We start from the raw sequence: 5,360 nt of genomic DNA, 5'->3' as shown, positions 1-5,360 counted from the left end.
ATTTCCTGTGACCAATAATTAGCTCCTCCACATGCCTCCATAGCTACCAATGAACTTTTATCGAGATTGCTTAAATAGGCTATTAACTCATCTCTTGTAACTTTTTGGTAACCTATTTTTTTGCCATTTTGATCGACTTGCACCAAGTGCATACTATTTTTTGCTAAATCTATTCCTATTATAGTATTTTTTATGCTATTATTTATCATGGTATGGACCTATTAATTAAATTATTATTTAATTTGGAGCAGCTGAAAACTATTTTTCAGCTGACTCCGTACAAGTAAAGCATATTTCGCTTCACTCGTCCATACCATCATTCCCGCGTAGGCGGGAATCTATAATACCTCAGAGCATTTTTAGATACCTGCCTACGCGGGAATGACAAATTTTGCGTTTAAAGATAGATGTCGTGATTCGGATATATTCAAATTTCCTTCAAACAACCTACTATTTATAAGCTCTGCAAAAAACTTGATTATCGAGTGAGAGATTAAACAGACGATAATTATCTTGGTAACTATAACGTTATATGTTACAATTATGATAAGGCAATATTATTTATGATATGATCAAAACTTTCAGCCATAAAGGTCTAAGCAATTTCTTTAATTATGGTGATACTACAAAAATACAAAGTGATCATATAAAAAAACTCAGACTGTTATTAGCTAACTTAAATGCTGCAACTAAGGTAGAAAACATGAATTTACCAGGACTCGGGCTGCATAAGCTGCAAGGCAATATGAAAGACTTCTGGTCAGTTAAAATTAATGGTAATTGGCGTCTGATATTTCATTTTAGTAATGGAGATGCCTATGACGTTGATTATTTAGATTATCATTAAAGCAAGGTATATATGTTCAATCCTCCACACCCAGGTAGTATATTAAAAGAGTTGTATTTAGAACCTTTAAATTTAACTGTCACTGAAGCATCTATATCGCTTGGAGTTACCCGTAAAACTTTATCATTTCTGATCAACGAAAAATCTAGTATCAGTTCTTCTATGGCTATTCGTTTATCTGCTGCATTTCCAAACACAAGCCCTGAATACTGGCTTAATCTTCAACAACAGTATGATATTTGGAATGCCAAAAAAAATATTGATGTTTCTCATATTAAAATATTACTTCACATGTCTGCTTAAATTAAAAGTAGTGAAGGAAAAGATTTGTTTGGAAAGGATTAATAAGAAATTATTTTACTAGGTTCTGTTGACAAAATTTTATGTTAAGTTATCAGAGGAGAATAAAGAAGTTGCAATAGTAAGAAGAAATGGTAGTTTCTAGTTATCGAAACCAAGAAACTACCGATATGAAGTATTACATAGAAGACCAAGCATGGGAAGCAATTTTATCATTTTTTAAGAAAAAAAAGCTATACACAACAAGAATGAGGAGAAAATAAGACAGTTTATTGAAGCAATATGGTTTATTGCTAGGTTCTGTTGACAAAATTTTTAACGTAACCATATTAAAGCTCCAACAAAATTTAGAAAGGCTAAAAAGGTGGCTGGGGCTTTATCAAACCTAGAAAATATACGCCTAAAATGTTTGATTTTCCCAAAGAAACATTCAATTAAATGGCGTTCTTTATAAATATGTTTATCATATTCACGTTGTACTTTACGATTAGATTTTGGTGGTATAATAACCTATCTACATCTACTTTAACATGATCCATTAAAGCTTTCCATATGCCTTTGTCAACCCATCTCTTAAATCTGAGAATTAGTATAGATACATCAAGACTATATGGATTGCTTCGTAGGCTTATGCCTCCTCGCTAATAGACAGAATTAATTGACTATAGTATGCATATTTATCCAATTATCTCCTACCTTGGTTTCGACAATGAGCGGAACCATTAATTTAGATGAATTTTCCATAGTAGTTTTAATTAGTTGGGTCGCTAGTTCTACTTCATCAATGGGCGATTCAAAAAGTAATTCGTCGTGGATTTGTAAGATTAGCTTGGTTTTCAATTTTAGTTGTTGAATTTTACGGTCAAGATCAATCATCGCTATTTTGATTATGTCGGCACTAGTCCCTTGGATTGGAGCGTTGATTGCTGCTCTTTCGGCAAATTGCTGTAAAGAATGTTTTTTATCATAGATTAAGGGAATAAAGCACTTTCGTCCGAAGAGATTCAGGACATAACCATGCTCTCTGGCGTAGTTTTTTGTATATTCCATATATTTTTGAATTTCTGGATATTCTTCAAAATATTTCTTTATATATTCAGCTGCTTGTGTAGAGCTAATATGTAACTGCTTTGCTAGTCCAAAAGCACTAATACCATAGATAATGCCAAAATTTATAGCTTTTGCTTTATGCCGATGTTCGGAAGTTAACTGCTCTTTAGTAATTTTAAATATATTACAAGCGGTTTTACTATGAATATCCTCACCATTAACAAAAGCTTGTTTTAAAGAAGGTATATCTGCCATGCTACTTAATATTCGCAGTTCAATCTGTGAATAGTCTGCTGAAATTAATTTATGCTTATCTTCTGCAATAAAAGCTGCTCTGATTTTATTACCTTCTTTCGAGCGAATTGGTACATTTTGTAAATTGGGTTCTTGAGAACTAAGCCTACCAGTACTAGTTGAAGTTTGTAAAAATGTTGTATGCACCCTATGAGTTATCGGATTTACTTGCATAGGTAAACTATCCGTATAGGTATTTTTTAATTTAGTAAAGTGACGCCATTTTAGCAATAAATCAGCAATAGCAAAGCCACTTTCGCTAATTTTTTCAAGAATTTCTGCACTAGTAGAATAAGATTTTGCTTTTGATGACAATTTGCCAAAGGGTAATTGCATTTTTTCAAATAAAATTTCCCCCAGTTGCTTTGGTGAAGCGATGTTAAACTTTGTCCCGGTAATAGCAAAAATATTATGTTCTAATTGAGTAATTTCACTGCCAAATTCATCCGATAATTGTTTAAGATATGGTGAATTGACCTTAACCCCAATTTTTTCCATTTTATCTATTATATAACATAAAGGTAAATCAATATCTCGATATAGTGTTAAGGCATGGTTATCTTTTAGTTCTAGCAACAGTTTTTGGTAATTATCACTAAAGCCGGTAACTACTCTCGCTAAATTGTCTAAACTATCCTGCTGTATTCCATCAAATGGATTCTTCTGAGGCTTGCCAGCAGAAATCAGATATTGCATTAGTTCAAGATCTTCACATGAATATACTTCATTATCGATAAAGAATTTTAATAATGATTTAAGCTTATAGGTGATTTTCTTAATAGATTTATTCTTTAGCAATTGAAGAATATCAGCCATAAACCATTGTTCCAGGTAATTTTGACGAAAATCGTAAGCAAGTAAATCAGACATATTGCCAGAAATTTTAGCAATAAACTTAATATTGTAGCATTTACCATCAATTGATAAAATTATAGAAGGAGTTTGCCCAGGGTAATCGGATAAATGAATATTGACAATCCCATATTCTTCTGCCTTAGTTAGCATAGCATCAAGTTGTTGTTGCGAAGCAACTTCTTGAATTATAATTTGCTTAGTAGGTAAAGATTCGTTGGTAATTTGTATTTGGAATAAGTTCTCCACTCTTTTATTTAGAGATTTAAAACCATATTCTACCAGAAAATCAGATATTTGTTTGCTATCAGGTTGGGTATACTGCAATAAACTAAAATCTAAATCGATATCAACATTATAATCTAGACTAAATAATTGCCAGGAAATTAAGGCTAAATCTTTTGAGGAGCTGATGATTGCTCTCTGGCGATCGTTAGTGATTTGATCGAGTGAATTTAATAGCTCTGCTAATGAACCAAATTGTTTAATAAGTGTTGCTGCAGTTTTAGGACCAATGCTTGGCACGCCTGGTATATTATCGGACTTATCGCCGATCAACGCCATTACTTCCCTGATTTTACTTGGTTCTACACCAAATTTCTCTATCACGTCATCTTCGGAAATATATTTTGCTTTTATTGGGTCATACATTTTAGTATGCGAATTAATTAATTGCATTAAATCTTTATCAGAAGAAATAATGATAGTATTTTGTTGTAATGCAGAAGCTTTATGGGCTAAAGTGGCAATTATATCATCTGCTTCATAACCAGCTTTCTCAACCATTGGAAAATTTAGGCTATTTGCTGCAAGGCGAATAAGTGGTAATTGACTCTTTAAATCCTCTGGTATAGGGGGTCTATTTGCTTTATATTGCTGATAAATTTGATGACGAAAATTCTTACCACCAGAATCAAAAACTACAATAGCATGTTCTGGCTTAAAATCATTCAATAGCTTTAACAGCATTGAAGTAAAACCATAAAGTGCTCCAACAGCTAAGCCACTCGGAGAAGTTAATGGTGGCTGAACATGGTAGGCTCTAAAGATAAATCCGTAGCCATCAATTATTAATAAAGTATTTTTATTAGTCATTTTGTTATTAGGTCAAATTGTTATATTTATGTATACTCTTCTGCTTTGAAGAATTGGCTCCGTAAAACTTCGGGGTATTCGCGTGTTCACGTACTTCATGTACGCTCCGCTCGCTCACCCCTTGTTTTACGTTCCAATTCTCCAAATCGTTTGAGTATAGTATACAACAATTATAATCTGCACTAAGCTTTATTAGTAATAATTTTATAAATAATGAGAAGTTGGTAACGTTGTCTCTCATCGATTGACTATAACATGGATTGCAAACACAAAACAAGTAATGTATAGTATTACCTATAAATACTTAATACTATAAAGGAGAATTCGTATGAAAAGAGCTGATGAGAATATTGTAGTAAGCGTTAAAATTGCCCCGCAAATTAAGAAGAGGTTGCAAGTACTTGGTAAAATTAAGCAACGTTCAACACACTGGCTGATGAAGGAGGCAATTACTAATTATCTTAAATTAGAGGAACATGAGGAACAATTAAAACAAGAGACTATAAAGCGTTGGCAAGAAATGCAAGAAGGTAAATTTTTAGGAAATGACAAAATAACTGAGTGGCTTGATAGATGGGGAAGCGATAAAGAAGAGGAAAGACTTTAATGGAAAGATTAGTATGGTTGGAATCGGCAATTACAGATTTGGTACGGCTAAGAAAATTCATTGATAAAAATAATCCTAATGCTGCAAAGAGAGTGGCAGAAGTAATAAAGAAAGCAGTTATCGAACTTATAGAATTTCCTTTAATAGGTAAACCTGTGACTAATCTAATAGATTATAGGGATTTATATATTCGATTTGGCTTATCAGGTTACATACTACGATATCGAATATATGATGATATAGCAGCTAACATATAGGTTCATACAATAATTTTAACGTTCTACAACTTGCCTCAAATAAGGAATCTCCCCTATC

At 32.6% G+C, this 5,360-nt stretch carries 7 protein-coding genes and 2 pseudogenes; 5 read left to right on the top strand and 4 right to left on the bottom strand.

Annotated features, from left to right (window positions below; translation table 11 throughout):
- Nucleotides 1-209 (bottom strand): annotated as a pseudogene (locus RiCNE_RS05610) (IS110 family transposase); the annotation flags it as partial.
- Nucleotides 210-568: 359 nt separating this feature from the next.
- Between RiCNE_RS05610 and RiCNE_RS05605 the strand changes: the two are divergent.
- From RiCNE_RS05605 to RiCNE_RS08335, 3 genes are all read left to right on the top strand, one after another.
- Nucleotides 569-847 carry a type II toxin-antitoxin system RelE/ParE family toxin gene (locus tag RiCNE_RS05605; RefSeq protein WP_094649613.1) on the top strand — a complete coding sequence of 93 codons (279 nt, stop codon included), beginning with the start codon at nt 569-571 and terminating at the stop codon, nt 845-847.
- Between the two features lie 12 nt (nt 848-859).
- The gene (locus RiCNE_RS05600; RefSeq protein WP_094649612.1) at nt 860-1,150 is read left to right on the top strand and encodes a HigA family addiction module antitoxin; all 291 of its coding nucleotides are present in this window, start codon (nt 860-862) and stop codon (nt 1,148-1,150) included.
- Between the two features lie 128 nt (nt 1,151-1,278).
- Nucleotides 1,279-1,410 carry a hypothetical protein gene (locus RiCNE_RS08335; protein ID WP_275656749.1) on the top strand — a complete coding sequence of 44 codons (132 nt, stop codon included), beginning with the start codon at nt 1,279-1,281 and terminating at the stop codon, nt 1,408-1,410.
- Between the two features lie 52 nt (nt 1,411-1,462).
- Here RiCNE_RS08335 and RiCNE_RS05595 read toward each other — a convergent pair.
- The 3 genes and pseudogenes from RiCNE_RS05595 to RiCNE_RS07335 form a co-directional block, all read right to left on the bottom strand.
- Nucleotides 1,463-1,654: pseudogene (locus tag RiCNE_RS05595) on the bottom strand (IS5-like element ISSoc13 family transposase); the annotation flags it as partial.
- Between the two features lie 147 nt (nt 1,655-1,801).
- The gene (gene polA / locus RiCNE_RS05590; protein ID WP_094649611.1) at nt 1,802-4,438 is read right to left on the bottom strand and encodes a DNA polymerase I; all 2,637 of its coding nucleotides are present in this window, start codon (nt 4,436-4,438) and stop codon (nt 1,802-1,804) included.
- 7 nt (nt 4,439-4,445) lie between these two features.
- Nucleotides 4,446-4,679 (bottom strand): hypothetical protein, encoded by a 234-nt coding sequence (locus RiCNE_RS07335; RefSeq protein ID WP_133062956.1) that lies wholly within the window; start codon nt 4,677-4,679, stop codon nt 4,446-4,448.
- 87 nt (nt 4,680-4,766) lie between these two features.
- On the opposite strand from RiCNE_RS07335, the gene RiCNE_RS05585 reads away from it, so the two are divergent.
- Both RiCNE_RS05585 and RiCNE_RS05580 read left to right on the top strand, forming a co-directional pair.
- Nucleotides 4,767-5,045 carry a CopG family ribbon-helix-helix protein gene (locus tag RiCNE_RS05585; RefSeq protein ID WP_094649610.1) on the top strand — a complete coding sequence of 93 codons (279 nt, stop codon included), beginning with the start codon at nt 4,767-4,769 and terminating at the stop codon, nt 5,043-5,045.
- The gene (locus tag RiCNE_RS05580) at nt 5,045-5,302 is read left to right on the top strand and encodes a type II toxin-antitoxin system RelE/ParE family toxin (protein ID WP_094649609.1); all 258 of its coding nucleotides are present in this window, start codon (nt 5,045-5,047) and stop codon (nt 5,300-5,302) included. The genes RiCNE_RS05585 and RiCNE_RS05580 overlap by 1 nt, the downstream gene beginning before the upstream one ends.
- The last annotated feature ends 58 nt before the right edge of the window (nt 5,303-5,360 follow it).

It is taken from the genome of Rickettsia endosymbiont of Culicoides newsteadi, from assembly GCF_002259525.1.
Taxonomy (GTDB): Bacteria; Pseudomonadota; Alphaproteobacteria; order Rickettsiales; family Rickettsiaceae; genus Tisiphia.
This window is presented reverse-complemented; position numbering and strand designations above follow the sequence as displayed.